Source organism: Pseudonocardia alaniniphila, from assembly GCF_022524485.1.
Lineage (GTDB): Bacteria > Actinomycetota > Actinomycetes > Mycobacteriales > Pseudonocardiaceae > Pseudonocardia > Pseudonocardia alaniniphila.
On the sequence record NZ_JAKXMK010000023.1, the window covers coordinates 99,958 to 126,460 of the forward strand.

30 protein-coding genes are annotated in these 26,503 nt (G+C 71.7%); 21 read left to right on the plus strand and 9 right to left on the minus strand.

Translation table 11 applies throughout. The features are described 5' to 3' along the window. The first annotated feature begins 80 nt into the window (after positions 1–80). A complete protein-coding gene (gene hisN / locus MMF94_RS25495) occupies positions 81–875 on the plus strand; it encodes a histidinol-phosphatase (protein ID WP_241039701.1) in 795 nt (264 codons plus the stop codon). Next, complete coding sequence (locus MMF94_RS25500; RefSeq protein ID WP_241039702.1) at positions 872–1,342, plus strand: MaoC family dehydratase; 471 nt, start codon at positions 872–874, stop codon at positions 1,340–1,342. The genes hisN and MMF94_RS25500 overlap by 4 nt, the downstream gene beginning before the upstream one ends. 16 nt (positions 1,343–1,358) lie before the next feature. Here MMF94_RS25500 and MMF94_RS25505 read toward each other — a convergent pair whose 3' ends face one another. The 5 genes from MMF94_RS25505 to MMF94_RS25525 form a co-directional block, all read right to left on the minus strand. Then, on the minus strand, positions 1,359–2,528 hold the full coding sequence (locus MMF94_RS25505) for an LLM class flavin-dependent oxidoreductase (RefSeq protein WP_241039703.1): 1,170 nt from the start codon (positions 2,526–2,528) through the stop codon (positions 1,359–1,361). A gap of 71 nt (positions 2,529–2,599) precedes the next feature. Beyond that, the gene (locus tag MMF94_RS25510) at positions 2,600–3,547 is read right to left on the minus strand and encodes a hydroxymethylglutaryl-CoA lyase (protein ID WP_241039704.1); all 948 of its coding nucleotides are present in this window, start codon (positions 3,545–3,547) and stop codon (positions 2,600–2,602) included. Between the two features lie 144 nt (positions 3,548–3,691). After that, complete coding sequence (locus MMF94_RS25515; protein WP_241039705.1) at positions 3,692–4,606, minus strand: alpha/beta hydrolase; 915 nt, start codon at positions 4,604–4,606, stop codon at positions 3,692–3,694. A gap of 110 nt (positions 4,607–4,716) precedes the next feature. Further along, positions 4,717–5,208 carry a PH domain-containing protein gene (locus tag MMF94_RS25520; protein WP_241039706.1) on the minus strand — a complete coding sequence of 164 codons (492 nt, stop codon included), beginning with the start codon at positions 5,206–5,208 and terminating at the stop codon, positions 4,717–4,719. Positions 5,209–5,224: 16 nt separating this feature from the next. Further along, positions 5,225–6,031, minus strand: a complete 807-nt coding sequence (locus MMF94_RS25525; protein WP_241039707.1) for a biotin--[acetyl-CoA-carboxylase] ligase — start codon at positions 6,029–6,031, stop codon at positions 5,225–5,227. Between the two features lie 186 nt (positions 6,032–6,217). Here MMF94_RS25525 and MMF94_RS25530 point away from each other — a divergent pair, with 186 nt between their 5' ends. Both MMF94_RS25530 and MMF94_RS25535 read left to right on the plus strand, forming a co-directional pair. Next, positions 6,218–7,861 (plus strand): acyl-CoA carboxylase subunit beta, encoded by a 1,644-nt coding sequence (locus MMF94_RS25530; protein ID WP_241039708.1) that lies wholly within the window; start codon positions 6,218–6,220, stop codon positions 7,859–7,861. Next, positions 7,858–8,109 (plus strand): acyl-CoA carboxylase subunit epsilon, encoded by a 252-nt coding sequence (locus tag MMF94_RS25535; protein ID WP_241039709.1) that lies wholly within the window; start codon positions 7,858–7,860, stop codon positions 8,107–8,109. The genes MMF94_RS25530 and MMF94_RS25535 overlap by 4 nt, the downstream gene beginning before the upstream one ends. A 9-nt stretch (positions 8,110–8,118) precedes the next feature. Here the strand turns inward: MMF94_RS25535 and MMF94_RS25540 are convergent, their stop codons facing one another. Then, entirely contained in the window at positions 8,119–8,712 is a 594-nt protein-coding gene (locus MMF94_RS25540) for an alanine and proline-rich secreted protein Apa (RefSeq protein ID WP_241039710.1), read from the minus strand. Positions 8,713–8,876: 164 nt separating this feature from the next. Between MMF94_RS25540 and MMF94_RS25545 the strand changes: the two genes are divergently transcribed. The 13 genes from MMF94_RS25545 (at position 8,877) to MMF94_RS25605 (ending at position 18,841) form a co-directional block, all read left to right on the plus strand. Then, positions 8,877–9,137 (plus strand): hypothetical protein, encoded by a 261-nt coding sequence (locus tag MMF94_RS25545; RefSeq protein ID WP_241039711.1) that lies wholly within the window; start codon positions 8,877–8,879, stop codon positions 9,135–9,137. A gap of 184 nt (positions 9,138–9,321) precedes the next feature. Beyond that, positions 9,322–9,579, plus strand: a complete 258-nt coding sequence (locus MMF94_RS25550) for a hypothetical protein (RefSeq protein WP_241039712.1) — start codon at positions 9,322–9,324, stop codon at positions 9,577–9,579. A gap of 81 nt (positions 9,580–9,660) precedes the next feature. Further along, the gene (locus MMF94_RS25555) at positions 9,661–10,293 is read left to right on the plus strand and encodes a Maf family protein (protein ID WP_241039713.1); all 633 of its coding nucleotides are present in this window, start codon (positions 9,661–9,663) and stop codon (positions 10,291–10,293) included. A gap of 71 nt (positions 10,294–10,364) precedes the next feature. Next, complete coding sequence (locus MMF94_RS25560) at positions 10,365–11,084, plus strand: tetratricopeptide repeat protein (RefSeq protein ID WP_241039714.1); 720 nt, start codon at positions 10,365–10,367, stop codon at positions 11,082–11,084. A 42-nt stretch (positions 11,085–11,126) separates the two neighbouring features. Then, positions 11,127–12,017, plus strand: coding sequence for a sulfurtransferase (locus tag MMF94_RS25565; protein ID WP_241039715.1), 891 nt, complete (start codon positions 11,127–11,129; stop codon positions 12,015–12,017). After that, positions 12,014–12,457 carry a SufE family protein gene (locus MMF94_RS25570; RefSeq protein WP_241039716.1) on the plus strand — a complete coding sequence of 148 codons (444 nt, stop codon included), beginning with the start codon at positions 12,014–12,016 and terminating at the stop codon, positions 12,455–12,457. Before MMF94_RS25565 ends, MMF94_RS25570 begins: the two co-directional genes overlap by 4 nt. Before the next feature lie 97 nt (positions 12,458–12,554). Then, on the plus strand, positions 12,555–13,475 hold the full coding sequence (locus tag MMF94_RS25575) for a TIGR04222 domain-containing membrane protein (RefSeq protein WP_241039717.1): 921 nt from the start codon (positions 12,555–12,557) through the stop codon (positions 13,473–13,475). Further along, positions 13,468–14,313 carry an MbnB/TglH/ChrH family RiPP precursor modification enzyme gene (locus tag MMF94_RS25580; RefSeq protein WP_241039718.1) on the plus strand — a complete coding sequence of 282 codons (846 nt, stop codon included), beginning with the start codon at positions 13,468–13,470 and terminating at the stop codon, positions 14,311–14,313. The genes MMF94_RS25575 and MMF94_RS25580 overlap by 8 nt, the downstream gene beginning before the upstream one ends. Next, the gene (locus tag MMF94_RS25585) at positions 14,310–14,747 is read left to right on the plus strand and encodes an SCO6045 C-terminal-like domain-containing protein (RefSeq protein ID WP_241039719.1); all 438 of its coding nucleotides are present in this window, start codon (positions 14,310–14,312) and stop codon (positions 14,745–14,747) included. Before MMF94_RS25580 ends, MMF94_RS25585 begins: the two co-directional genes overlap by 4 nt. 128 nt (positions 14,748–14,875) lie before the next feature. Continuing rightward, on the plus strand, positions 14,876–16,636 hold the full coding sequence (locus MMF94_RS25590; RefSeq protein ID WP_379660538.1) for an acetyl/propionyl/methylcrotonyl-CoA carboxylase subunit alpha: 1,761 nt from the start codon (positions 14,876–14,878) through the stop codon (positions 16,634–16,636). Between the two features lie 11 nt (positions 16,637–16,647). After that, the gene (locus MMF94_RS25595) at positions 16,648–17,193 is read left to right on the plus strand and encodes a GNAT family N-acetyltransferase (protein ID WP_241039721.1); all 546 of its coding nucleotides are present in this window, start codon (positions 16,648–16,650) and stop codon (positions 17,191–17,193) included. A 224-nt stretch (positions 17,194–17,417) separates the two neighbouring features. Beyond that, the gene (locus MMF94_RS25600; protein WP_241039722.1) at positions 17,418–17,894 is read left to right on the plus strand and encodes a hypothetical protein; all 477 of its coding nucleotides are present in this window, start codon (positions 17,418–17,420) and stop codon (positions 17,892–17,894) included. Between the two features lie 173 nt (positions 17,895–18,067). Then, on the plus strand, positions 18,068–18,841 hold the full coding sequence (locus MMF94_RS25605; protein ID WP_241039723.1) for an ESX secretion-associated protein EspG: 774 nt from the start codon (positions 18,068–18,070) through the stop codon (positions 18,839–18,841). Between the two features lie 43 nt (positions 18,842–18,884). On the opposite strand, the gene MMF94_RS25610 is transcribed toward MMF94_RS25605, so the two are convergent. After that, a complete protein-coding gene (locus MMF94_RS25610) occupies positions 18,885–19,244 on the minus strand; it encodes a hypothetical protein (protein WP_241039724.1) in 360 nt (119 codons plus the stop codon). Positions 19,245–19,329: 85 nt separating this feature from the next. Between MMF94_RS25610 and MMF94_RS25615 the strand changes: the two genes are divergently transcribed. Next, entirely contained in the window at positions 19,330–19,638 is a 309-nt protein-coding gene (locus MMF94_RS25615) for a DUF5808 domain-containing protein (RefSeq protein ID WP_241039725.1), read from the plus strand. 103 nt (positions 19,639–19,741) lie between these two features. Further along, positions 19,742–21,175, plus strand: coding sequence for an FAD-dependent oxidoreductase (locus tag MMF94_RS25620; protein WP_241039726.1), 1,434 nt, complete (start codon positions 19,742–19,744; stop codon positions 21,173–21,175). A 7-nt stretch (positions 21,176–21,182) separates the two neighbouring features. Here the strand turns inward: MMF94_RS25620 and MMF94_RS25625 are convergent, their stop codons facing one another. Further along, the gene (locus MMF94_RS25625; RefSeq protein WP_241039727.1) at positions 21,183–22,586 is read right to left on the minus strand and encodes an NAD(P)H-quinone dehydrogenase; all 1,404 of its coding nucleotides are present in this window, start codon (positions 22,584–22,586) and stop codon (positions 21,183–21,185) included. Between the two features lie 72 nt (positions 22,587–22,658). Between MMF94_RS25625 and MMF94_RS25630 the strand changes: the two genes are divergently transcribed. Continuing rightward, positions 22,659–23,108, plus strand: a complete 450-nt coding sequence (locus MMF94_RS25630) for a gamma-glutamylcyclotransferase family protein (RefSeq protein WP_241039805.1) — start codon at positions 22,659–22,661, stop codon at positions 23,106–23,108. 93 nt (positions 23,109–23,201) lie between these two features. On the opposite strand, the gene MMF94_RS25635 is transcribed toward MMF94_RS25630, so the two are convergent. Continuing rightward, entirely contained in the window at positions 23,202–24,440 is a 1,239-nt protein-coding gene (locus MMF94_RS25635; RefSeq protein ID WP_241039728.1) for an amidohydrolase, read from the minus strand. A 406-nt stretch (positions 24,441–24,846) separates the two neighbouring features. Between MMF94_RS25635 and MMF94_RS25640 the strand changes: the two genes are divergently transcribed. Then, entirely contained in the window at positions 24,847–26,487 is a 1,641-nt protein-coding gene (locus tag MMF94_RS25640) for a serine/threonine-protein kinase (protein WP_241039729.1), read from the plus strand. Positions 26,488–26,503 lie beyond the last annotated feature (16 nt).

The window sequence follows — 26,503 nt, forward strand, 5'->3', positions numbered from 1 at the left end:
TTGGGCCGACTAGCCCGGTAGTGCTAAAGCTTCGGGAGCAGATCGACGGTGTCAGCAGCGTGTGAGGCAGGCTCTCGTCCGTGGACAGCGATCTCGAGCTCGCCCTGCACCTCGCCGACACCGCCGACGCGATCACCCTCGACCGGTTCCGCGCCGCGGACCTGCGCGTGACGCGCAAGCCCGACCGCACACCGGTCACCGACGCCGACACCGCCGCCGAGGACGCGATCCGTCGAACCATCTCCACGGAACGGCCCGGCGACGCGGTGCTCGGCGAGGAACGCGGGGGTGACGTGCCGCCGTCCGGCCGCGGCTGGGTGCTGGATCCGATCGACGGCACGAAGAACTTCTCCCGCGGTATGCCTGTGTGGGCCAGCCTGATCGCACTCGCCGTGAACGGCGAACCGGTCGTCGGAGTCGCGAGCGCTCCCGCGCTGGGCAGGCGGTGGTGGGCGGCCCGCGGCGAGGGCGCGTGGACCACGGACACACCGGGCGGGCAGCCGAGGCGCATCGCCGTCTCCGGTGTGACGGACCTGGGCGACGCGTACGTCTCCACAACGGACATCCGGACGTTCGAAGAGCTGGGACGCCGCGAGCACTACCTGCGCCTCGTCGACGCGTGCTGGGAGAGCCGCGCATTCGGTGACTTCTGGCAGCACTGCCTGGTCGCCGAGGGCGTGATCGACGTAGCCGTCGACGTCCTCGCGAACACATGGGACCTCGCCGCGCTGATGCCGATCCTCGTCGAGGCGGGCGGCGCGCTCACCGACCTCGGCGGGGTCGCCACACCCTCAGGCGGGGACGGGATCACGTCGAACGGTGCTGTGCACGACGCCGCGCTGGCGATCATCGGACGAGAGAAGCTCGCCCCGTGACCGAACTGGCCTATGAGGACTTCACGCCGGGACGGACCTTCGACCTGGGCACGACGGTCGTGGTTCGGGACGAGATGCTGGCGTTCGCCCGCCGGTTCGACCCGCAGCCCTTCCATGTCGACGAGGAGGCGGGGGCCGCGTCGATCTTCGGCGGCCTCGCGGCGTCCGGCTGGTTCACCGCAGCGCTCTGGATGCGCGCCTACGTGGACGGTCTGCTTGTCCGGTCCGCATCCGTCGGCTCACCCGGCGGCGAGGAGATCCGGTGGCCTGCGCCGGTCTTCGCGGGCGACGAGCTCCGCGCGTCCGTGGAGGTGCTGGGCGCACGGCGCTCCCGCAGCCGCCCCGGCGTGGGGCTGGTGCGGCTGCGGGCGCTCCTGCATCGCGGGGACGAGCTGGTCTACACCAGCACGCTGACCGGGATGTTCGCCGCGCGTGACACCGTCGACGCGGTCCAGGGCGAGCCCTGACCGATCGCCGCGTGCGTCACCCGCGGTCGGCAAGCTCCTTCTGGTACTTCTCCGTCATGTGCGCGACGGCCATGGTCTGCTGTTCCGAAAGGCCTTCGCGCACCTCGCCCGCGCGGCGCCGGGCGTCCAGTGTGGGCTGGGCCTGGCCCTGGAACCTCGGCATCACGTGCTGGGCGATGAGCTCGTAGGACCGCCGGGTCGCCTCCGGGTTTGCCCACTCGTGGGCCAACATCAGCATCGCCCCGAAGCCGCCCGACTGGTCCACGAGCTTCTGCACCTGGGCCGCGGCGTCGTCCGGTGTGCCGATAGCGCCGATCCCGGCCTCGTTGACGAAGTCGATCATCTCCCGGACGCGGTTGCCCTGCACCGCCATCTGCGGGAAGGCCGCCACCTTCTGGAAGTACTCGAACCACTGCTCGATGCCGTGCTCGACGTCCTTGTATGCCTGCTCACGGGTCTCCGCGACGTGCATGATCCCGACCAGTCGCCACTTGCTCCGGTCGACCTGCGTGCCGAACGTGGCGGCCCGTTCCTCCATCACGTTCCAGTGGTGGGCCAGCGCGTCGAAACCCTCCTTTGTCAGCGTGGCGCCGATGGAGAGCAGCCCGATGCCGTGCCGGCCGGCCAACCGGGGCCCGGTGGGCGAGGCCACCGCGGCGACCGCGACGTCGAACAGCGGGTCGGAGTACGGGCGCAGCTGCAGCTGGGCGTCCACCAGCGTGTGCGTGCGGGTGGTCGCGTTCACCGGTTCGTCGCCACGCAGCAGCCGCATGACGATGTCGAGGTTCTCCTCGAGCAGCTCGCGCGTCTCGGTGGGGTTCAAGCCGATCATCGAGGAGTCGGTGGGCAGCGAGCCCGGGCCGACGCCGAGCATCGTGCGGCCGCGGGTCAGGTGGTCGAGCAGCACCATTCGCTCGGCCACCCACAGCGGGTTGTGGTAGCTCAGCGACGTCACACCGGTGCCGAGCTTGATGTGTCCGGTGCGCTCGGCGGCGGCAGCGATGAAGATCTCGGGTGAGCCGATGATCTCCGTACCGGCCGAGTGGTGCTCGCCGATCCATGCCTCGTCGTAGCCGAGGTAATCGAGGTGCTCGACAAGCCGCAGGTCACGTTGTAGCGCGCTGGTCGGGTTCTCGCCCGCAGCATGGAACGGTGCCAGGAAGATGCCGAAACGCAGTCGGGTCACGGAGCACTCCAATCGTCGGACCGTCATACCGACGGTAGGCATGGTTGTCACCGTTGGCACCCCCACCGCGGTCAGGAGTGTGCGAGCGCCCGCACCACGTTCGACGGCGACGGACGGCCGAGCTGGGCCGCCATCCAGGTGCTCGTGGCGACGAGCGCGTCGAGGTCCACCCCGTGCCGGATGCCCATTCCGTCGAGCATCCAGACGAGGTCCTCGGTGGCCAGGTTGCCGGTGGCCGACTCGGCGTAGGGGCAGCCGCCGAGGCCACCGGCGCTCGCGTCCACGGTGGTGACGCCGCGGCGCAGCGCTGTCAGCGTGTTGGCCAGCGCCTGACCGTAGGTGTCGTGGAAGTGCACCGCGATCTGCCGGATCCGCACCCCGTCCGCCGCGCACGCGTCGAGCACGGCATCGACGTGCGCAGGGGTGCCCGTGCCGATCGTGTCGCCCAGCGACAGCTGGTCGCAGCCCATCTCGACGAGCCTGCGTCCCACCGCGGCCACCTGCGCCGGAGCGACCGCACCTTCCCACGGGTCGCCGAAGCACATCGACACGTAGCCGCGTACCCGCAGCCCTTCCATCCGCGCCCGCTCGACGACCGGGGCGAACATCGCGAACTGCTCGTCGAGCGTGCGGTTGAGGTTGCGCTTCGCGAACGTCTCGGTGGCGCTGGCGAAGATCGCGATGTGGCGCACGCCGGCCGCCAGTGCGCGGTCGAGCCCGCGCTCGTTGGGCACGAGCACCGGGTAGTCGACGCCGTCGACGCGCACCATCGTGCGCAGGAGGTCGGCGGCGTCGGCGAGCTGTGGCACCCAGCGCGGGTGCACGAAGCTGGTGGCCTCGACGACCTTGAGGCCCGCGCGGGCCAGCCGCTGGAGGAACTCGGCCTTCACCTCGACGGGCACCACCGCCGCCTCGTTCTGCAGCCCGTCACGCGCACCGACCTCGTAGATCGTGACCTCGTCGGGAAGCGCGGGATCACGGATCACCATCGGAAGTGCACGGGCCCGTCCACCGTTCATCCGCGCAAGCTTCCCTGTGCTCGGCCGGTGAGGTCAACGACACGACGCCCGAACGGCACAGTCGTCTGATTGGTCCGGTTATGGAGCCGTTCGGCCAGGTCGGAGCTACATCCCTGGCCAGGCTCCGGCAGAGCGACGGCTGGTTCAGGACGGCAGGAGATGCTCGACGAACCAGTCGCGGGCGGCCCCGCTCGCGATCTGCGCGCCCGTGCCGCGGTAGGAGGCGAAGTGGTTGCCGGGCACGTTCACGAGCTTCTTGGGTTGCAGCGCCGTCTCGTAGGCCTCGAAAGCCCACTCTCCGAGGGTGAGTCCGTCGTGCGGGGCGACCACCATCAGGACGGGGGTCGGGGAGATCCGCGGGAGGTACCACCCCGGCTCGTAGCCGGACAGGTGCTCGACGCTGCGCAGGGTGATCTCGTTCGTCCACTCCGGATCGCGTTCCGCCGCACCGCCGGGCCCGTAGAAGTACTCGTAGGCCGAGGGGACCGGGAGGCCCGCCTGCACCGAGGGGTCCTGCGCCACCAGCGGGATCACCGCGGGCGCCTCCCCCCGGGCCCGCGCCCGGCGGTCCGCCGCGAACGCCTCCTGGGCTGCGGCCATGGTGAATCCGACCAGCGCCTGGAACTGGCGGGAGCCACTGATGAACGGCATCTGGCCGACCACCACCTTCACCCGCCGATCGATCGCGGCCACCACGAAGGCATGCCCGGCCGAGAAGCTCGATCCCCACACCCCGATGGGCGCGCCGTTCACCTCCGGCCGGTTCTGCGCATGGCTGATCGCGTGCTGGTAGTCGCGGATCTGCTCCCACGGGTCCGCCTCGTTCCGGGGCTTTCCCGCAGCCACGTCGGAACGGCCCCACCCTCGGTGGTCGTAGAGCAGCACCGCCAGCCCAGCCCCGGCGAAGACGTCCGCGAAATCGTCGATGAAATGCCGTGCGGTGCCGCCCCACCCGTGGGCCATCACCACGCAGGGCGCGGGCACCGAACCGTTCTCCGGCGGGTAGAACCACCCCCGCAGCGTCACGCCTTCGGCATCGAACTCGATCTCCTCGCGCATCGCGCCCCCTCCTCGCTCCTCGCCCACCAGTCTGTGCGGGTAGCGGAACGCGGAAGTGCCGATTCGTGCAGAGGTCTTGCCGATCCGTGCAAGCCGCGGGGCCAGGAGGGCTAGGCCGGAGAGATGTCGGACAGCTCGTCGTACAGCAGCATGTGGACCTTCTCGACGCCCGGGACGTCGTCGAACTCCAGCGGCTCGTCGGACGCCGACTCGATGATCAGCGTGCCGGAGCCGACGATCCGCTCGAAGATCGTGTGCCGGAACTGCACGCTGTTGATCCGCTTCAAGGGGATGTCGATCCCGCGACGGGTGAACACTCCCTCGCGCACCAACACCCGGCGGGTGGTCACCACGAAGTGCGTGGTGCGCCAGCGCACGACTGGCACCACCGTGAACCGGATGACGAGCCCGAGCGCCACCACCGCGAGCGCCAGCCAGGCCCAGTGGCCCCACGTCTGGCTGCCTGCCAGTGCGGCGAGGTACGACCCGATCGCCACCACCAGCAACAGCACGAGAACGGGAACGACGAGCATCTTCCAGTGCGGGTGCTTGTGCATCACGACCCGCTCGCCCTCGACGAGCAGCTCGTCCGGGTAAGCCACGAACACACGGTACTGCTCAATCGGCCTTTCGCAGATGCACGACGTCGCCGGCTGCGACGGCCCGCCGGTGGCCCGCCCGGTCGAGGAGCAGCAGCCGCCCGTCGCGGTCGACGTCCTCGGCGATCCCGGTGAGCACCGCGCCGCCGGGCAGCTCAACCCGCACCTCGGACCCCAGGCTCGCGCAGCCGGCGCGGTAGTCGGCACGCAGCCGGGTGGCGTCCGGATCGCCACGGGCGTCGCGCCATTCGGCCTCACGGCGGGAGAGGTGAGTGAGCAACGCCACGAGCACGGCCGTGCGATCGGCGGGACCGCCCTCTGCGGCCAGCGAGGTGGCCCCCGGCTGGTCCGGGGGCGAGGCGACGACGTTCATCCCGATGCCGACGACCACCGCGGGACGACCGTGGTCGCCCACCTCCGCCAGGATGCCGGCCACCTTGCGGGGCTCGGCGCCGAGCAGCAGGTCGTTGGGCCACTTGAGGCCGGCGGGCGCGCTGGTTAGCTCGCGGACGGCGTCGAGGGCGGCGAGCCCTGCGAGCAGTGGCAGCCAGCTGAACCGGGAGGGCGGCACCCCGGTGGGCCGCAGCAGGATGCTGACGGTGATGCCGGAACCGGGTGGCGCCACCCATGTGCGGGCGAGGCGGCCACGCCCGGCCTCCTGGTGCTCCGCGACGAGCACCGAGCGGTCCGGAGCACCGGCCGCGGCGGCGGCCAGCAGGTCGGCGTTGGTGGAGCCGGTGCGCTCGACCACGTCGACCTGAGCCCAGAGCCCGACGAGCGACGTGCGCAGCACATCCGCGTCCAGCGGCTGAGCGGTCCGTTCCATGGCGTCGGACGCTACCGGCGGTGCGCCCCCGGCGTGGCCTGCAACGCGAACCCGGCGGCGGACGGACCCCGCGGGGCGGCGGACGCACCCGCTCGAACGGTCGCGAAGTAGCGAAGACGACATCTTCGCCCCGGCCATGCCGGTTACGGCCGCATTAAGCTGCGCGGCCATGAGCGAGGGACGACGATGAGTGCAGCCATGGAGCCGATCGCGGACGCGTCCGGCGCCGCAGCCGACGGGCCCGACATCCACACCACGGCCGGCAAGCTCGCCGACCTCTACCAGCGCATCGACGGTGCGGTGCACGCGGGCAGCGACGCCGCCGTGGAGCGCCAGCACGCGAAGGGCCGCCAGACGGCCCGGGAACGGATCGACCAGCTGCTCGACCCGGGCTCCTTCGTCGAGCTCGACGCCCTGACGCGCCACCGCTCCACCAACTTCGGGATGCAGGAGAAGCGCCCGTTCGGCGACGGCGTGGTGACGGGCACCGGCACGATCGACGGTCGTCCCGTCGCCCTGTTCAGCCAGGACGCCACGGTCTTCGGCGGGGCGCTCGGCGAGGTGTACGGCGAGAAGATCGTCAAGGTGATGGACCTCGCCACCAAGATCGGCTGCCCCGTCATCGGGATCAACGACGGCGGCGGCGCGCGCATCCAGGAGGGCGTGGTCGCGCTCGGGCTCTACGGCGAGATCTTCGTGCGCAACGTGCGCTCCTCCGGCGTGGTGCCGCAGATCTCGCTGGTGATGGGGCCCTGCGCGGGCGGCGCGGTGTACTCGCCGGCGATCACCGACTTCACCGTGATGGTCGACGGCACCAGCCACATGTTCATCACCGGCCCGGACATCATCAAGACGGTCACCGGCGAGCAGGTCGACTTCGAGGAGCTCGGCGGCGGCCGCACCCACAACACGAAGTCCGGCGTGGCGCACTACCTCGCCGACGACGAGGCCGACGCGATCTCCTACGTGAAGGAGCTGCTCTCCTTCCTGCCGTCGAACAACCTCTCCGAGGCGCCTGCCTACCCGGCCCCGGAGCCCACGGCCGGCGCGCTCGCCGACGGGCTCACCGACACCGACATCGAGCTCGACAGCATCGTGCCGGACTCGCCGAACACTCCGTACGACATCCGCGAGGTGATCAACCGGGTGCTCGACGAGGGCGAGTTCCTCGAGGTGCACGAGCTGTTCGCGCCCAACATCGTGGTGGGCTTCGGCCGGGTCGAGGGCAAGTCGGTGGGCGTCGTCGCCAACCAGCCCACGCAGTTCGCCGGCTGCCTCGACATCGACGCCTCCGAGAAAGCGGCCCGGTTCGTCCGCACCTGCGACGCGTTCAACATCCCGGTGCTCACGTTCGTGGACGTGCCCGGCTTCCTGCCCGGCACCGAGCAGGAGTGGAACGGGATCATCCGCCGCGGCGCGAAGCTGATCTACGCCTACGCCGAGGCGACCGTCCCCAAGGTCACGGTGATCACCCGCAAGGCCTACGGCGGCGCGTACGACGTGATGGGGTCGAAGCACCTGGGCGCCGACGTCAACGTGGCCTGGCCCACCGCACAGATCGCCGTCACCGGCGCTGCCGGCGCCGTGAGCATCCTGTACCGCAAAAAGCTGTCAGGCCTCGAGGGCGACGAGCTCGCGGCACGCCGGGCCGAGCTGCAGCAGGAGTACGAGGACACCCTCGCCAACCCCTACATCGCGGCCGACCGCGGCTACATCGACGGCGTCATCCCCCCGTCGCACACCCGCGGCTACGTCGGGCGCGCGCTGCGCCTGCTGGCCACCAAGCGGGAGGCCGTGCCGGCCCGCAAGCACGGGAACATCCCGCTGTGACGCCCTCGGCGACGGAGCCCGGCGAGCCCACACCCGAGGAGCGCCGGGCCGCGTTCCGGATCGTGCGGGGCGCGCCGACCGACGAGGAGGTGGCCGCTCTCACCGTGGTGCTGGCGGCGGCCGCCGCCCCGGCGGTGACGACGGCCCCGGCCACGGTTCGCGACCGCTGGTCGGCGCCCGAGGCCCGGCTGCGCGTGCCACTGCACCCCGGACCAGGCGCCTGGAAAACCTCTACCTGGCCACGCTGAGCGGCCGGCTCACCGGAAGCGGATCGAGGAGACCGACTCGTTCGCCGCTGCCAGCCGGTCCGCGTCCGGCGGGCCGATGACGACGAGCACGAACAGCCGCCGCGTGCCGTCCTCGACCACGGTGACCTGCACGTCGGCGCCGACCTCCGCAGAACCGGACGGCAGCACGCGGTAGCCGGCGACCCACGCCACGCGGCCGTCCACCGTGGTCTCCTCGTCGACGTAGTACTCCCGCCTGCCGGGCACCGGCAGGAAGAACTCGCCGAGGTCGCCCGCCAGCCGGCGCGTCGCGGTGGTCAGCGGCGGCTCCGCGGCGTCGGACGACGGCGGGACGACGCCGATCATCAGCACGGTGCCCGGCTGGGTCCCGTCGAGCATGCCGCCGGACGAGATACCGAACAGGCGTTCCTCGGCCGGCAGGGCGGCCCAGCCCGCGGGCAGGGTGTAGTCCAGGCCGGCGGTGTCGTCCCGCACGGTCGGCCCGCCGGGATCGGCGTTCCCGGGAACCGTCACGACGACTGTGGTGGCCACGACGGCCAGGGCGAGCGTGGAGGTTGTGGTCAGCAGGCCGGGTCGGCGATGGCGCAGCGGTCGCGTGGTCACCCGTAGAGCGTCGGGGGTTCTGCGCGAACAGACATCAGGACTTCTACCGATCTTCCGTGCGGCCGCAGCCTTAATTCCTGCTCAAGAACCTGGCCCGGGCTCCGTGATCACGCACACACTCGCCCGGACGGCCGATGTTCGGCCGGCGACAAGGGGGTGGCGTGATGAACGACTCGATGGTCGTCGTCGTGGTGATCGGGATCATGGCTCTGGTCGCGCTCGGCATCGTGCTGGGGTCCCACGCAGGAGGCCCGCCCGGCCCGAAGGCCGCCCCACGCCGGCCGGGGGTCGCAGCTCGGAGCGGGCGCCGGACGTCGAGCGGTGACATCTCCGGCGTCGTCGTGGCCGGCGCCGACGGCGGCACCGGCTGCGGCTGGGGTGGCGGCGACTCGGGCGGCGGTGACGGGGGCGGCGGGAGCTGCTGACCCCGATCGCGGGTTCGCCCGCATCCTTCCCCGACGGCCGGAACCGGGCCGGGTGACCGATCCACGACTCGCTCACGTTCCTTGTCCTCCTCTCGATCAGCGGTCGCAAACTGGGGTGACCGGTCGCAGGCGGCGGGCACGCCCGTCCGGACAGGGGGTCCGCGGCCGAGGAGGGGGAATCGACGTGGATCCGATCGTCGGAATCGGCCTGACCGTGCTGGTACTCATGGTGCTGCTCCGGGTGGCGACGATGCGCGGCCGCTACAGCGCTCGTGGCCGCTCCGCACGCCGGCGAAGCCCCTACTACAACCCGGATTTCCACGCCGGTTCCGACCGCAGCGGGGTCCTCCCCGGCTACGACGGCGGCTGGCACGGAGGGCACCACAGCAGCTGGGGTGGCGGCCACCACGGGGGTTCGGGCGGCGGGCACGGGAGCGTCTGACGCAAGGCACCGGGCCGGGGGATGCGGGCATGCCCTACCGCCACGAGATCGTCGCGGAGTGAACGCATAGGGTCGGACGTCGTGCGTGTCGTACTGGCTTCCGCCTCCCCCGCCCGGTTGTCGGTCCTGCGGGCCGCAGGGCTGAACCCGATCGTCGAGGTGGCAGACGTCGACGAGGAGGCGCTGCTCACCACCGTGCCGCACGCGTCACCGGGCGAGAAGGTCACCACGCTGGCGGGCGCGAAGGCCACCACCGTCGCCCGCCGGATCGCCGCCGCACACCCGGACGCCGTCGTCATCGGCTGCGACTCGATGCTGCACGTCAACTCCGAACTGGTCGGCAAGCCCGCCGACGTCGAGACGGCCAGGCGGCGCTGGCGGGCCATGGCGGGCCGCTCCGGGGAGCTGGTCACCGGCCACACCGTGCTGCGCATGGCCGACGGGGAGATCGACCGCGTCGCCGAAGGGCACGCGGTCACGGTCGTCCGGTTCGCCGAGCCGACCGACGCCGAGCTCGACGCCTACCTGGCCACTCGCGAACCACTCGCGGTGGCCGGGGCCTTCACGCTCGACGGGCTGGGCGGCTGGTTCGTCGAGGGCATCGACGGCGACCCGTCGAACGTCATAGGAATCAGCCTCCCCCTGACCCGCCGCCTGCTGAGGGCGGTAGGGGTAGGGGTGACGGACCTGTGGACAAGCGTTTCGGAGCCGTAGTGCCGGTACGGGCCTGACGCCGACAACACAAGGGCTCCACAACTGCCGGGGCTCAGGAATAACGTTGCCGCGTGGGTTATTACGAGGACACCATCGCCGCTTTTCGGCGAGGTGAGACGGATCTCGTGGAGCAGCTGAGTCGGCGCGAGCTCGCGCGTGCTCGCGCGTCCTCCGACGTGGCCACCGAGGTGCAGGCGATCTGCATGCTGGCCAGGGTGGCCGTGCGCGACGGCGACGTGCCCGAGGCCGAGCGGCTGGGGCGGGTGGCCCGGGCGCTCGCGCGGGTCACGGGCGAAAAGCGACTCGAGCTCGGCCCGACCCACATTCTGGCGGGCTGCGCGCGTATTTCGGGGAATCTCGCATTCGCCCGCACGCTCTACCAGGAGAGCATCTCGCTCAACGAGACTTTCGGCGAATGGCGCATGGTGGTGGTGGAACTCCACAACCTGGCATACATCGAGCTCCACGCGGGCGACGTCGATCGCGCCCGGGAGCTGTTCACCACGGCTCTGCGGCGGACGGTGGAACAGGACATCGACGACATGCTCCCGTACGTCGCACTCGACACAGCCGTGATGGCCGCCACCGACGGCGACCATCTGCGGGCCACCCTGCTTCTCGCCGCGCTCGACAACGCGCTTCGCGCAGCCGGACAGATCCTGGATCCGGACGACGCGATCGAGCAGACAGCCCTCCGGGAACTGCTGGTCACCACGCTCGGGCGGCCGTCGTTCGAGTCCGTGTACGCGACGGGCAGGGGCCTCGGGCTCCGCGACGCACTCGACGTGTGAACACCGTTACAACACCGGCCAGAGCGGGACTAGCCTGGGTGTATGGCGCTGCCCAACGACACCGACCCCAAGCTCGCCGAGTACGCCCACCCCGAGCGGCTGGTCACCACCGAGTGGCTCGCGCAGAACCTCGGGAGTGAGGGCCTCGTCGTCGTCGAGTCCGACGAGGACGTCCTCCTCTACGACACCGGGCACATCCCCGGCGCGGTCAAGGTCGACTGGCACACGGAGCTCAACGACCCCGTCACCCGCGACTACGTGAACGGCGCGCGGTTCGCCGAGCTCTGCGGCGAACGTGGCATCACGCGCGACACCACCGTCGTGTTCTACGGCGACCGGAACAACTGGTGGGCCACCTACGCGCTCTGGGTGTTCTCGCTGTTCGGCCACCCCGACGTGCGCATCCTCGACGGCGGGCGGGCCAAGTGGGTCGCCGAGGGCCGCGAGATGACCACCGAGGCCGCGAAGCCGGCCCAGGTCGACTACCCGGTGATCGAGCGCGACGACGCCACGATCCGCGCGTTCAAGGACGACGTCCTCGCCCACCTGGGAGGGCCGCTCGTCGACGTCCGTTCGCCGGGCGAGTACTCCGGTGAGCTGCTGCACATGCCCGACTACCCGCAGGAAGGCGCTGTGCGCGGCGGCCACATCCCGGGAGCGGCGAGCGTGCCGTGGGCCCGCGCCGCCGCCGAGGATGCCACCTTCAAGTCCCGGAGCGACCTGGAGGCCATCTACCTGCAGGAGCAGGGGCTCTCCGCCGACGACGACGTCATCGCCTACTGCCGCATCGGCGAGCGCTCCAGCCACACGTGGTTCGTCCTCACGCACCTGCTGGGCTTCGGTCACGTCCGCAACTACGACGGCAGCTGGACGGAGTGGGGCAACACCGTGCGCGTGCCGATCGTCCAGGGATCGGAGCGCGGCTCGGTATGACGACTCTCCCCCCGCAGCTCGCCGAGCTGGTCGAGGACTTCTCCGAAGTCGGCCCGAAGGACCGGCTGCAGCTGCTCCTGGAACTGTCCCAGGAGCTGCCGGAGCTTCCTCAGCGCTACGCCGACGCGGCCGACACGATGGAGCAGGTGCACGAGTGCCAGTCGCCGCTGTTCCTGGCGGTGGAGGTCGAGCCCGGCGGCGACCGCACGGTGCACCTGTTCTTCTCGGCCCCGCCCGAGGCACCCACCACCCGCGGGTTCGCCTCGATCATGCACACCGGGCTGGACGGCGAACCGGCTGCCGAGGTGCTGGCGGTGCCCGACGACTTCTACACGCAGCTCGGGCTCGCCCAGGCTGTGAGCCCGCTGCGGCTGCGCGGGATGGCGGCGATGCTCAGCAGGATCAAGAACCAGGTGCGGATGGCCACCGCCGCAGCCTGACTAGGCAACCTCAAGTCCTGGTCAAGAAGGTTTCCTGCGCCACGTGAGGGTGACAACACTGTGAGGCGTCTCATAAGGACGGCTCAGGAGGTGTGCGATGACCCTCGAAGCGACAGCGGAGACCTGGGGCATCAGCGGTCCGACGTTCCTGCTGGCCTATCTCGTGCTCGCCGTGGCGGTGTGGATCGCCGGCACCCAGACGCGCCGGATGCTGGCCGACCCACGGACCACCGGTCCGACCCCCGATGTCACGACACACCCACACGACACCGCGTACCTCAACGGTGGCACCGAGCTCGCGGTGTTCTCGGCGCTCAGCTCGATGCACCTGCGCGGCACGATCACGTCCTCGCGTGGCGCCGTCCAGTCCACCGGCCGGCTCGATCCCGGGTCCGACGGGCTGGAGCGCGCCATCCACTTCACCGCTCGGGGCAAGGTGCGCCGCAGCCGTTTGCCGTTCCACCGCCCCGTGATGACCGCCCTGTCCGAGATCGAGATGCGGCTGGTCGGCGCCGGTCTGCTGCTGTCGGAGGAGCAGCGGCTCCGCATCCGGCGCGTCGGCGTGTGGATGCTGGCCGTCGCCGTCCTCGGTCTGGTGCGGGTGCTCGCCGGGGTGGCCGAGGCCAAGCCCGTGGGGTTCCTCGTGGCGGCGCTCATCGCCGTCGCGCTCGTGGCGGTCGTGCAGTTGGCACGGGCCCCGCGGCGCACTCGCCGCGGCGACCGGATGCTCGAGACGTTGCGCATCGAACACCACCTGCTCTCACCCGAGGTGAAGCCCGACTGGTCGGTCCACGGACCTGTCGGCGCCGCGCTGGGCGTCGGGATCTTCGGGATGGGCGCGCTGTGGGCGTCCGATCCCGCATTCGCCGACGAGCTCGCCGCCCAGCGAGTCGCTGCGGGCAGCTCGGGCGGCTCGGGTGGTGACGGAGGCGCCGGGGTCAGCAGCTGCGGTGGCGGCGGTGGCGACAGCGGAGGTGGCGGCGGGGGCTGCGGCGGAGGCGGAGGCTGCGGTGGCTGAGACAGCCGCGCCGCTGCCCGCGGGGGTCGGCATCGGCTGGCGACCGGAGATCGCCGGCTGGGTGACAGGCCGCATCGCACCGGCGTTCTGCGAGGTCATCGCCGAGTCCATCGCTCCCGCAGCTACGCCCCGGGGGGTGGTGGAGCTGCGGGAGCGAGGGATCCCGGTCGTGCCGCACGGCGTCCGGCTCTCGCTCGGGAGCACCGAGCCCGTCGAGGACCGCCGGGTGGCGCATCTCGCAGCGTGCGCCGCTGCACTGCAGGCCCCGCTGGTGAGCGAGCACATCGCCTTCGTACGGGCGGGAGGCCGTGAGGTCGGCCACTTGCTTCCGGTGCCGCGCACCCGCGAGGCGCTCGACGTGCTCGCCGGAAACATCCGGCGCACGCAGGCCGAGCTCGACGTCCCGCTCGCGCTCGAGCCCATCGCGGCGCTGTTCGACTGGCCCGACGACGAGTACACCGAGCCCGACTTCCTCACCGACCTGCTGGAGCGCACCGGCGCGTTGCTCCTGCTCGACGTGGCCAACGTCTACGCCAACGCCGTCAACCGCGGGCAGGACCCGGAAGCCGTGCTCGACCGGTTCCCGCTGGACCGCGTCGCCTACGTCCACGTGGGTGGTGGCGCGGAGCATCCCGACGACCCCGGCCTCTACCACGACACCCACACCCACCCGGTGCCCTCAGCCGTGTTGGGCCTGGTCGAACTGCTCGTCGAACGGACGGCCGCGGCCCCGCCGATCATGCTCGAACGCGACGGCCGCTACCCGGCCGCCGCCGAGCTGGAAGCCGAGCTCGACGCGATCGCGGTGGCGGCAGGCCACCTGGCGGTGGTGCGGTGACGCCCGCGTCCAATGGCGCGGCCGAGCGGTCCGGCCTCGCCGCGCGACAGGCCGAGCTGGTGGCAGCGCTCGTCGCCGGCGGAGCCGTCCCACCCGGCTTCGACGCCACCCGCCTCGACGCCACCCGGCGAGCCCTGGTGCGCAAACGCGCAGGTGAGGCCGCGAAGGCATGGCCACTGCTGGCCGCATCCTGCGGTGCGGACTGGCCGCGCGCCTTCGCCGCCCATCGCGCCGGCCACGAGCCGGTCGGAGCGCTGCGTGACGGCTGGGACGTCGCACGGGCTCTGCAGCGGCGCGGTGAGCTGAGTGCCGGGGCCGCCGCCGAGCTGGCCGAACGTGAGTTCGCCTTCCGTTACGACGGACAGGGCGACCCCCGGCCTCGCCGCGGCGTCCGCTTCCGCCGGTCCGTCGCGAAGCTGCGCGCCCGGCGTTGAGGGCGATCTCTCGCTATTGCCGGGAGCGGCCGCATGGATCAGCGGCTCGCCACCTCTAAACTCCTCAGTAACAACTGGGCCGGGGCACCCGGTACAGCACCACCACGAGGAGGCAGACCGTGGCGCGCTTGAGCAAGGTTCTTGTCGCGAACCGTGGGGAGATCGCCGTTCGCGTCATCAGGGCCTGCCGGGACGCCGGACTCGCGAGCGTTGCCGTCTACGCCGACCCCGACCGTGACGCCCCGTTCGTGCGGCTGGCCGACGAGGCGTTCGCCCTCGGAGGCACCACCGCTGCCGAGTCCTACCTCGTGTTCGACAAGCTGCTCGACGTCGCGAAGCGCTCCGGCGCCGACGCCGTCCACCCGGGTTACGGCTTCCTCAGCGAGAACGCCGACTTCGCGCAGGCCGTCATCGACGCGGAGCTCACGTGGATCGGCCCCACACCGCAGGCCATCCGCGACCTCGGCGACAAGGTCACCGCACGTCACATCGCCACGCGGGCGGGCGCGCCGCTCGTGCCCGGCACCGACGAGCCGGTGAGCGGCGCCGAGGAGGTCGAGGCCTTCGCGGACGAGCACGGCCTCCCCGTCGCGATCAAGGCCGCGTTCGGAGGTGGCGGCCGGGGCATGAAGGTGGCGCGGGAGAAGAAGGACATCGCCGAGCTCTACGAGTCGGCGGTCCGCGAGGCCGTTGCGGCGTTCGGCCGGGGCGAGTGCTTCGTCGAGCGCTACCTGGACAAGCCGCGCCACGTCGAGGCCCAGGTGCTGGCCGACACCCACGGCAACGTGATCGTGGTGGGCACACGCGACTGCTCGTTGCAGCGCCGGTTCCAGAAGCTCGTGGAGGAGGCGCCCGCCCCTTTCCTCAGCGACGAGCAGCGCAGCACGATCCACGAGGCCGCCAAGGCCATCTGCAAGGAAGCCGGCTACCACGGCGCCGGCACCGTGGAGTTCCTCGTCGGGCAGGACGGGTTGATCTCGTTCCTCGAGGTCAACACCCGGCTCCAGGTGGAGCACCCCGTCTCGGAGGAGACGAGCGGGCTCGACCTCGTGCGGGAGCAGTTCCGCATCGCCGAGGGCGAGGTGCTCAACCTGCTCGAGGACCCGCAGCCGCGCGGGCACTCCATCGAGTTCCGGATCAACGGCGAGGACGCCGGTCGCAACTTCCTGCCCGCACCGGGCACCGTCACGTCGATCTCCCTGCCTGCCGGGCCTGGGGTGCGGGTCGACGCCGGGGTCGAGTCGGGTTCGGTGATCGGCGGTCAGTTCGACTCGCTGCTGGCCAAGCTCATCGTCACGGGCTCGGACCGCGCCCAGGCGCTGGAGCGGTCGCGCCGCGCGCTCGCCGAGTTCCAGGTCGAGGGCATGGCGACCGTGCTGCCCTTCCACCGGCTCGTCGTGGACGACCCGGCGTTCGCCGCCACCGAGGAGGAGGGCTTCACCGTCCACACCCGGTGGATCGAGACGGAGTGGGACAACACCGTCGCGCCCTTCGAGGGCGGCGAGGACGCCGAGGAGGACTCGGGACCGCGGCAGACCGTCGTCGTCGAGGTCGGCGGACGGCGGCTGGAGGTCTCGCTGCCCGGTGACCTCGCCATCGGCGGAGGCGGAGGCGCCACCAGCAAGGCGGCGCCCCGCAAGCGCGGCGGCGGCCGGGGTGGCGCGAAGGCGTCCGGCGACGCGGTGACGGCGCCCATGCAGGGCACGATCATCAAGGTCGCGGTGTCCGACGGCGACTCCGTCTCGGCAGGCGACCTCGTCGTCGTGCTGGAGGCGATGAAGATGGAGAACCCGGTGCTCGCCCACAAGGACGGCACCATCACCGGCCTCGCCGCCGAGGCCGGCAGCTCGGTGTCGCAGGGCACCGTCATCTGCGAGATCAAGGACTGACCGCTCCACGCATGGACCCTGTCGAGATCAACGCCGGCTCCTGGTACCTGCGCGCCCTGCGGGCCGACGACCGCGTAGACGACCGGCCTGCCGTGCTGGCGTCCTGCCGCGATCCGGAGATCCGCCGCTGGCGCGAGCGCCCTCCGCCCACCCAGGAGGCCGCAGGCGACTACGTGCGTCTGTGCGCCCAGCGCTGGACGCACGACGAGGGCTACACGTGGGCCGTCTGCGAGCCGACCACCGGGGAGATGCTCGGCGAGATCGAGCTGGCAGCCCTCGACCTGGCCACGGGCACGGCCGAGGCGACCTGCTGGGCACTCCCGGCAGCGCGCGGGCGCGGCATGATCACCACCGCGCTGTCGGCCGTGCTGCGGTTCGCGTTCGCCGGGCTGGGGCTGCAGCAGGTCACCTACGCCGTGGCCGAGGGCAACACGGCGTCGGCGCGCGTGGCGATCAAATGCGGCTTCCGGCCCACGGCAAGGCAGCACTCCGCGTGGGTTTCCGACGGGCGACGCCAGGACGTCCTCATCACGGCGCGGTCGGCGACGGACAGTTGACGATCAACGACGGAGCGTTTTACCGTCGTCGAGCCAGGCGATTCCACAGCGACCCCGCACCGTGCTGGACAAGTGCATAGCGGAAAGCAGTGACGCAAACCCGTGACCACCACGGGGCCCGGTGACTCCGCCACGCGGAAGTGCCGCGCCGCGGATCCGTTCGCCACGCCGGCTCAGGCCGCGCCGCGAACACGCCCCCATCCCGACCGGCGACCAGGATCCGTATGCCCCCCGAGATGTTCGTGACCAGCCACATCCACACCGACGGGCCGATTCCCGGCCCCCACTCCCTACTCACCCTCATCTCCGTCGCGCACACGCTCGACGGGATCCCGACCACGGTGTTCACCACCAACGTGCGTGAACTGCCCGGTGCCACCCTGCACCCGGTCGCCCTCCAGACCTGGAGGCGACAGGCGGAGGACTGGCTCTCCACCCGCCGGGCGAGCCGTCCACCCGCCCTCGCGATGACCGCCTTCGCCCAGTGGATCGATGAGCTCCCTGGACGGCCGGTGTTCGTCGCCGACACCGCAGATCCGGACTACCTGTTCCTGTACTGGTATCTGCAGCGCTTCGCCGGCCACTGGCCCTTCGCCAGGACCGTCACCGATGCGGATCTCCACGCCCGCATCGACTGCTCCACCCACTGCCCGCTCGCCGGGTGCCGGATGCCGGAAACGGTGCTGGCGAAGACGAGCTGATACGAGATCGCCACCAGCGACGGCCGGTGCGGACTGCAGCCGCACCGGCCGTCGGCGTTCCGGGTCGTTCGCGATCGCACAGCAGATCCCGGGAACGGGCCTGGCGAACGTCCACCCCGGCCTACCGTCGCCCCGAGATCCCGCGCAGAACATCCCGCACCGGGGAGGACACCGTGGCCGAGCCGGCCCTCCAGCCCGACACCCCGCGGCACGTGCTCACCGCCGTCGAGTTCGACGTGATGTGGGAGCGGCTCGGGCTGGGCCCCACACCCGTCGTGCTGCGCCTCGCGTCGCCGGGCCGCACTCACGCCGAGCGGCGCGACCTCCAGGAAGCGGGGTGGCAGGCGCTGCGTCGCCGCGGCCTCGCCGGACCCACCGGCCCCGATCCGGAGCTTGCGCGGCTGTTGCACCTGCTCGCCCGTCCGACCGGCCAGTTGGAGCTGCGCGGCCGGTGGGAGCGCCGCGTCCGGGCCGTGTCCGCGGGTGCGCCCGGCATGTGTGTGCTGGCCGTGCGGCAGGACGCCACCGTCACCCTCGAAGCCCACGGCTCGCTCCCGGCAGCGCTGCTCCGCGCGCTCCCCCACGCCGCACCGGGGCCCGGCCGGGCGAGCACGGTTCCGTCCGCCCTGCTCGCCTCGGCCACGGCCCCCACTTCCGGCACCGGGTTACGGGCAGCGCTTCTCGACGCGGACGTCCCGCCCACCGAGGCCGGTCTCCTCGCCCGCATGCTCAGCGGCATCACAGCCGGGGCCCAGATCGTCGCGTTGGTCGCCGACCGCTGGGGCGTGCTGCGCCGCTCGGGCGGAGTCCTCGCGATCCTCGACGCGCCGCGCGGGCGCTACCTCCTCACCCGCTCCTCGGGCGAGGACGGCGTCGAGTGGACCACGATCGCCCCCACCGACGCCCGCCGCCTGGCCCACCGGATGTCAGAGCTCCTGGCCCCCTGACACAGGCCGCCCGCGGTCAGCGGTCGGGTCGTCGCGGGTGCGATCAGCTGAGGTCCTTCGGCGTCAGGCCACGGCCCACCACCGCGCCCGCTACGCCGGCCACTACCGTGATGCCGGCCAGCAGGATCGCCACCAGGCCGAAACCGCCGACGAGCAGCCCGATCGCCGCCGACGCCGCGCCGACGGCGAGACCCGTGCGGGCCACCGCCGCGCCGGTGCGGTCGCGCGTGACGATCCGGGCCCCCACGGCCGTGAGGACGATCGCGATCAGCCCGCTCAGCGGCGCGAGCACCGCGACCGGCGGGAGGACGAGAAACGCGGCATCGTCCACGAGCTGTGCGCCGAAACCGGCGAGCAGGACGGCGCCGACCGGCACACGAGAGGTGACAGACGGAGTGGTCATGCCTCGAGCGTGCGCTCCCCGCGGGACGCCGACATCGGGGATCGCCCGGAACCCGCCCCCGAGGTATCCGGCGTAACGTCCTCGCATGGCCATCGGGTTGGATCACTTCCTGGTCGCGGCGGGCGCAACGCTCCTGGGCGCGGCCGTGCTCACCGAGCTGCGCAAACCCGCAGGCGAGCGCACCTGGCACGGGAACGTCGTCGGCGTGCCCTACGACCTGCGCCCGCCCACCATGGCTCGGTTGCAGGCCTCCCTGTGGAACGCGGACAACCCCGCGCTGCTCGTGCCCCATGTGTTCGGGGTCGGCTGGTCGGTCAATCTCGCCGGCCTCGCCCGTCCGCTCGGCCTGGGCCCACAAGCCGCAGGCGCACCGGGGACGAACACCGCGGCGTGATCTTGACGCGGGTGGACCAGAAGATGACCATGGTCTCTTCCCGACCATCTCTTCCCCCCGCGCCGGACTCCTCACCCTCCGCGGGGAGCTGCAGGAGTCTTCTGTGCCGTCCGCATCCCGCGTCTTCGCGGAGCTCAGCACGTCCCGGCGGCCGACCGACCCGAGACCGATCATGGGTCGCGCGGTCGTGCTCGGCGCCAGCATGGCGGGGCTCCTGGCCGCGCGCGTCCTCAGCGACCATGCCGACGAGGTCGTCGTCATCGAGCGCGACGCGAGCGACACCGGGTACGAGCCCCGGCCAGGAGTGCCGCAGGGCAGCCAGGTGCACGCGCTCCTGCCGGCGGGCCAGGTCCAGCTCGAACGGTGGCTCCCCGGCTTCGCCGAGGAGGTGATCGCCGCCGGTGCCGTGGTGCCGCAGGAGTCCGGCACCCGGATGTACATCAACGACGCACTGATGCCACCCCCACCGCGGATCGAGGGGTCGGGCGTCGCGCTGGTGACGACCCGGCCGTTCCTCGAAGCCATGGTCCGTCGCCGCGTCACGGCCATCGACAACATCCGGATCGTTCACGGGCGCGCCGAGGGCGTGATCTTCACCGGCGACAGGGCCACGGGCGTGCGGTACCTGCCGACGGACGAGAGCGCCGACGCCGCCCCGGTCACGCAGACGGCGGACCTGGTCGTCGACGCGATGGGCCGGTCGAGCCGCCTCAGCGACTGGCTCGAGGAGAACGGCTGGGACCGGCCTCCGCTGCGGCGGATGCCTATCAAGCTGAACTACGCCACGGCGATGTTCCGCCGTGACGAACGGATCAGCGACGTCGGCGTCGTCGTGTCACAGACCCGCCCCGCCGAGGACCGGGTCGCCCGGATCGCCGGGATCAACTCCGTCGAGGGCGACCGCTGGATCATGTTGATCTCGGGCTACGCGGACGACCGCCCGAGCCGCGATCCCGCCGACTTCGCCGCCCGTTGCCGGCGGGATTTCCCGTCCGTCTTCGGGGACATCGCCGAGCAGGCCGAGATGCTCGGCGACGTCATCACCTATCACCAGGCCGACAGCAGGCGCCGGGAGTTCCACGAGCTGACCCGCTTCCCCGCGGGACTCGTGGCGATCGGCGACGCGGTGGCGTCGTTCAACCCCGTCTACGGGCAGGGCATGACCTCTGCCGCGCTCCACGCGTCGTGCCTCTCGGCCTACCTGCGCGGGGAGCCTCGGCTCGACGAGCCCGCCCGGGAGTACTTCGAGAAGGTGCGGGTGATCGTCGACGCGGCCTGGCAGGTCTCGACCATCGCCGATCTCGCGCTGCCCCATGTGGACGGCCCCTACCCGCGTGGGTACAAGCTCGTGTCCAAGCTCGGCGACATGGTCCTCGCGATGTCGGCGACCGACCCCGAGATGAACCGGCGGATGAGCCTGGTCACCACGATGCTCGCGCATCCGAGCTCGCTGGGCCGGCCCAGTACCCTGCTGCGGGCCATCCGGCTGCGTCTGGTGTCCGGCCTTCGACGCAGGCCGGCGACCGCCGCGGGGTGACGGCGGCTCAGTCCAGGTCGCCGTGGCGCATCAGTTGCCGGCCCGCCTCGGTGATCGAGCCCGACAGCGACGGGTAGACCGAGAACGTGTGGGCGAGGTCCGCGACCGTCAGGTTGTTCTGCACGGCCATCGCGATCGGAAGGATCAGCTCGCTCGCGACCGGCGCCACGACGACACCACCCACCACCACACCGGTGGCGGGACGGCAGAACAGCTTGACGAACCCGCGGCGCAACCCCTGCATCTTCGCCCGGGGGTTGGTGGACAGCGGCATCATGATCGTGCGCGCCGGCACCTCACCCGCGTCGATCGCACGCTGGCTGATCCCGACGGTCGCGATCTCCGGGCGCGTGAACACGGCCGCGGCCACCGTCTTCAGCTTGATCGGCGCCACACCCTCGCCGAGGGCGTGCCACATCGCGATACGGCCCTGCATCGCAGCCACCGACGCGAGCATCAGCAGGCCGGTGCAGTCGCCCGCCGCGTAGACGCCCGGCACGGACGTGCGCGAGACGCGGTCCACGGGGATGAACCCGCCGCGGCCGGTCTCGACGCCGATCTTCTCCAACCCGATGTCCGTGGTGTTGGGCACCGAGCCGACAGTCATGAGGGCGTGCGAGCCGGAGACCGTGCGACCGTCGGCCAGCGTCACGATGACGCCGTCTCCGTCACGTTTCACGGAGTCGGCGCGTGCTTGCGAGAGGATTTCGACCCCCCGCTCGGCGAACACGTCCTGCAGCACGGCGGCGGCGTCGGCGTCCTCACCGGGAAGCACGCGGTCGCGGCTGGACACGAGCGTGACCCGCGTGCCCATCTCCACGTACGCGGAGACGAACTCCGCACCAGTGACACCGGAGCCGATGACGACCAGGTGCTCGGGCAGCGACTCGAGGTCGTACAGCTGACGCCAGGTGAGGATGCGCTCCCCGTCGGGGACGGCGTCGGGGAGCACCCGGGGTGTGGCGCCTGTGGCGATCAGCACGACGTCGGCCGGGAGCACTTCCGTGTTCCCGTCGGTTCCCCGTGCCTCGATGATGTGGGGCGCCCGCACGGAGGGCTCGTCGGTGAACACGGCCGTGCCGCGGATGATCCGCACGCCTTCGCGCTCCACGCGCGCCCGAACATCCGCCGACTGGGCCAGCGCGAGGCGTCTGACGCGAGCGTTCACTGTGGGCAGGTCGACGCCGATGGTCTTCGGGTCGGCAACAATGCCCAGGTCAGGGGCACCATGCAGGTCGACTCGGATGCCGGCCGACGAGATCAACGTCTTGGACGGCACGCAGTCGTCGAGCACACAGGCCCCACCCATGCCGTCACGTTCGACGACGGTGACGTCGCTGCCGTGCTGGGCTGCCACCAGCGCGGCCTCGTACCCGGCTGGGCCCCCACCCATGATCACGATGCGCGTCACCGCGGCGTGCCTCCTCCTGATGTCCGGTTCCCCCAGCACCGTACGCGCGCCGTGGCGCTCTACTCTGTGCCGGTGCCCCTGTACGCCGCCTACGGGTCGAACATGGATCCCGCGCAGATGAAGGAGCGTGCCCCGCACTCGCCGATGGCGGGTACCGGGTGGCTCCTCGGCTGGAGGTTGACCTTCGGCGGCGAGGACTACGGGTGGGAGGGAGCGCTCTCCACCGTGGTCGAGGACCAGGACTCGCAGGTCTTCGTCGTGCTCTACGACGTCTCGGACCTCGACGCGGCGCAGCTGGACCGATGGGAAGGCGGCGAGCTGGGGCTGCACAAGAAGCTCCGGCTGCGCGTGCACACGTTGGACGGCGACGTTCTCGCGTGGATCTACGTGCTCGACGCGTACGAGGGCGGCATACCGAGCGCGCGCTACCTCGGAGTGATCGCCGACGCCGCCGAGCAGGCCGGAGCGCCCGCCGACTATGTGATGGCGTTGCGCAACCGCCCTAGCGGCAAGTCCGTCTGACGCCGTTCCCTCGTTCCGTTCGGGCGGCGGCCCGCGGGTTCGCGCACCCGAAACGGGCGACTCGCGGGGTGGCCGCGAGCCGCCCGCGGGGCGTCAGGAGGTGAGGGCTGTCAGGGCGGACTGGATGAGGACCCGGACCCCGAAGGGCAGGGCGCGCTCGTCGAGGTCGAACGTGGGCTGGTGGATGTCGCGCATCGGACCGTGGCCCGGCCACACCCCGAGCCGCGCCATGGCGCCGGGGGCGTGCTCCAGATACCAGGCGAAGTCCTCGCCACCGCTGCTCTGCTCGGTGGTGGTGGAGGCGTCGACACCGCCCACCGTGACCGCTGAGGAGGCCAGCATGCCTGCGCTCACCGCTTCGTTGACCACCGGTGGCACGCCGCGGATGTGCTCGAGCACATAGCCTGCGCCGGTGGGCGCGAGCAGCGCCGTGACCAGTGCGCGGACCTTGGCCTCCAGCTCACCCCACGTGTTGTGGTCGGCAGTGCGCAGGGTGCCCCGAAGGACTCCCTGCTGCGGGATCGCGTTGGCCGCTTCCCCGGCCTGCACGGCCCCCCAGACCAGCACGGTGCCCGAGCGCGGGTCGACCTGCCGGGTGAGGAGCAGCGGCAGCTGCGTGATGATGACGCCGAGTGCCTCGATCAGGTCGGCGGTCAGATGCGGTCGTGAGGTGTGGCCGCCCGGCGAGGTGAGCCGGATCTCCAGGACGTCGCAGGCCGACGTGATCGGCCCGACCCTCGTGCCGACCTTGCCGACCTCCAGGCGCGGGTCACAGTGCAGCGCGAAGATGCGCTCGACGCCGTCCATGACGCCGTCGGCCACCATGTCGATCGCACCGCCGGGCTGGACCTCCTCGGCGGGCTGGAAGAGGAGCCGGACGCGGCCGGGCAACAACGGCGCGGAGGCGAGCGCGAGGCCCGCCCCGAGCAGCATGGCGGTGTGGGCGTCGTGCCCGCAGGCGTGCATCACGCCGTCGACGGTGGAGGCGAAGGGCAGGCCGGTGTCTTCCTGGAGGGGCAGCGCGTCGAGGTCGGCGCGCAGCGCGACGCAACGGTCGCCGAAGCCGATGTCGCAGACGAGGCCGGTGCCGCCGGGGAGGGTGCGGGGCTCGAGCCCGGCCGCCATGAGCCGCCGCGCCACCAACTCGGTGGTGCGGTGCTCGGCGCGTCCGAGCTCCGGGACGGAGTGCAGGGCACGTCGCCAGGCGACGACGTCAGTGCGGTGGGCTTTGAGCCAGGACTCCAGCCATGCCGGGCCGCTGCCCGCGCCTAGGTCAGTCACGGCCAGCTCCGCCGGTGGCACGAGGTCGGTGTGTGCCTCCAGCAAGGTCACCGCACACCACCGCGCGCGGTGGTCCTCCGGCGACCGGTCGCAGCGCGCGTCGTCAGTGACGCGCGCATCGAGGCTGCTCTGCAGTGCATCTGGCCATGGTGCTCACCCGGACGGCGGTGTACCAACCGGAATCGCATGTATGCCTGAAATACGCGCCGAGGTGTTGCGGATCTGCTGCGGGCGGGCACGCAGGCAGTGACGAACGGTCGCGTGACACTGAGACAAACGGGGGTAGGCGCCGCTCGTCGCTGGTCGTTGCGAGCCTCACCGAAACACGGTGTGGCGGCGATTCCCCCACAGGGCTCTCGCGCCACCCACACCGGTTGTGCTGGACGCGATCGGCGGACGGCGGTGTACACGCGGGGGGCGGCAGCGGCCGCCGCGTGCGTCCAGGGAGAATGCATGGGTGTCGCAGGACAGCCCGGGGGACCAGCACGTGCGCCGGATCGGTGGCCGTTACCGGCTCGCCGATCTTCTCGGCAGCGGCGCAATGGGCACGGTGTGGGCAGGCTACGACGAGGTGTTGCAGCGCCGGGTGGCGGTCAAGGAGCTGAAAGTCCCTCCCGGGGTGCCCGATCACGAGGCGGCGGAGGCCCGGGAGCGCATCATGCGCGAGGCGCGGGCCCTCGGCGGCCTGTCGCACCCGAACATCATCACCGTGTTCGACGTCGTCGAGGTCGACGGGGCACCGGTGGTCGTCCTGGAGCTCGTACCGTCGCGCAACCTCGCCACGATGATCAGCGAGCAGGGCACGCTCACGCTGCAGCAGAGCGCTGTGGTCGGCTTCGCCACTGCCGGTGGGCTGCGGGCAGCGCACCGTAGCGGGATCACGCACCGGGACGTCAAGCCCGGCAACGTCCTCGTGGCCGACGACGGCCGCGTCAAGCTCACCGACTTCGGCATCGCCCGCAACGTCGCCGACGCTCCGATGACCAGCGTCGGGCTCGTCCTCGGCTCTCCCGCCTACATCGCGCCCGAGGTCGCGGCAGGCCAGCCGGTCACACCGGCGGCGGACCTCTGGGGGCTCGGCGCCACGCTCTTCGCCGCGATCGAGGGCCGTCCGCCCTACGACGTCAACGGCGACCCGGTGTCCACGATCACCGAAGTGGTGGACGGCGAGGTCCCGCGGCCGCGGTCGTCGAGCCCTGTGGCGGACGTCATCATGGCGCTGATGGTGAAGGACCCCGACGGGCGGATGCCGCTCGAGGAGGTCCGCCACCGGCTGCGCCCGCTCATCGACGACCCCGACGACCCCCTCTACCCCGGTTCGCCGGACGCCCCGACGATCGGCGCCGGGATCCTCGTGCCGAGTGCGGCGAGGGCGGCGAACAGCGCCCCCCGCCCCGCACCCCTGCCGCCCGCGCCGACCGGTGGGCGTCCGCTCGCCGACCCCGCCCCGCTCGCCGCCTCGCCCGGCCCGCTGCCGCAGATGCGGAGCAGGCCACCCACTCCGCCACGGCCGATCGCCGGTTCGACTCCGCGACGGCACGCGGCCACCGCCGAGCCGCTGACCGGATGGGCCGCGGCAGGGATGGTGGTGGCGGGCGCCGCGGTCGTCCTGGCAGGCGCTTTCGGCGGCTGGACGATCACCCGGCTCCTGGCCGGGCAGTCCCCGCTCACCACGGTGAACGTCACATCGGCCGGCACCTCGCTGCGTCAGCACAACGACGGTCTCGGCTTCACGCTCCCGGTGCCGCGGGACTGGACCGAGTACCGGAACGAGCTGCCCGAGGGTTTGCCGACGGTCAACTTCATCAGCATGGACGGCACCGAGGGGCTGGCGGTGCAGCAGGCCGAGTCCAAGGAGAAGGCGCAGGCCGTGGCGGGCACGGTGCTGGGTGCGCTGGTCATGGTTCCCACGAACGCCTCACCCGAGGCCGTGCAACTGCGCTACGAGTCCGCCGAACGCACGTCGTGGCGACGTATCGTGCCCGCTGCCAAAGGCGTGTGGACCGTCACGCTGACAGTCCCCCGCGTCGCGGCCGGAAACACGTCGGCCAACCTTTTCGAGCGGATCGCCGACGGTTTCATGCTCAGCAGCACCTGACCGCGGCGGGCACCCC

What these genes read in the sequence shown, in the direction of transcription:
- MMF94_RS25510 (WP_241039704.1), bottom strand. Translation starts at nt 3,547, where the DNA reads ATGAACGGTGGACGGGCCCGTGCACTTCCGATGGTGATCCGTGATCCC.
- MMF94_RS25515 (WP_241039705.1), bottom strand. Translation starts at nt 4,606, where the DNA reads ATGCGCGAGGAGATCGAGTTCGATGCCGAAGGCGTGACGCTGCGGGGG.
- MMF94_RS25525 (WP_241039707.1), bottom strand. Translation starts at nt 6,031, where the DNA reads ATGGAACGGACCGCTCAGCCGCTGGACGCGGATGTGCTGCGCACGTCG.
- MMF94_RS25530 (WP_241039708.1), top strand. Translation starts at nt 6,218, where the DNA reads ATGAGTGCAGCCATGGAGCCGATCGCGGACGCGTCCGGCGCCGCAGCC.
- MMF94_RS25545 (WP_241039711.1), top strand. Translation starts at nt 8,877, where the DNA reads ATGAACGACTCGATGGTCGTCGTCGTGGTGATCGGGATCATGGCTCTG.
- MMF94_RS25565 (WP_241039715.1), top strand. Translation starts at nt 11,127, where the DNA reads ATGGCGCTGCCCAACGACACCGACCCCAAGCTCGCCGAGTACGCCCAC.
- MMF94_RS25570 (WP_241039716.1), top strand. Translation starts at nt 12,014, where the DNA reads ATGACGACTCTCCCCCCGCAGCTCGCCGAGCTGGTCGAGGACTTCTCC.
- MMF94_RS25575 (WP_241039717.1), top strand. Translation starts at nt 12,555, where the DNA reads ATGACCCTCGAAGCGACAGCGGAGACCTGGGGCATCAGCGGTCCGACG.
- MMF94_RS25595 (WP_241039721.1), top strand. Translation starts at nt 16,648, where the DNA reads ATGGACCCTGTCGAGATCAACGCCGGCTCCTGGTACCTGCGCGCCCTG.
- MMF94_RS25600 (WP_241039722.1), top strand. Translation starts at nt 17,418, where the DNA reads ATGCCCCCCGAGATGTTCGTGACCAGCCACATCCACACCGACGGGCCG.
- MMF94_RS25610 (WP_241039724.1), bottom strand. Translation starts at nt 19,244, where the DNA reads ATGACCACTCCGTCTGTCACCTCTCGTGTGCCGGTCGGCGCCGTCCTG.
- MMF94_RS25615 (WP_241039725.1), top strand. Translation starts at nt 19,330, where the DNA reads ATGGCCATCGGGTTGGATCACTTCCTGGTCGCGGCGGGCGCAACGCTC.